At 31.1% G+C, this 267-nt stretch carries 1 protein-coding gene; it reads left to right on the top strand.

Translation table 11 applies throughout. The annotated features are described in order from the left end of the window. On the top strand, positions 1 to 267 hold a 267-nt coding region (locus tag SB772_RS41715), incomplete at both ends, for a hypothetical protein (protein WP_410838734.1).

The following is a 267-nucleotide window of genomic DNA, read 5'->3' as shown; positions in this document are numbered from 1 at the left end:
ACACAGAAGATTTTTTCGCACAGAACAGTCCTTATCAAAATGATGATTTGGTGCAATTAGTTGATAATCTTACAAAAGAAAATGTCAATTACAAAAAAGTTACTACTTGGTTAGATGGTACTCTAATACATATCTCGAACGAAGCAAATTTAATTGATGGTATAATTTATAGAAAAAAGGAGTCTGATTATTATGTTAATACCCTCATTTTATCAGGTTCCGAATTGAATGCTGGCATTTTTGGAGTATATGCTGATGGAGTTACAG

It is taken from the genome of Paraburkholderia sp. SIMBA_030, from assembly GCF_046535245.1.
Taxonomy (GTDB): Bacteria; Pseudomonadota; Gammaproteobacteria; order Burkholderiales; family Burkholderiaceae; genus Paraburkholderia.
This window is presented reverse-complemented; position numbering and strand designations above follow the sequence as displayed.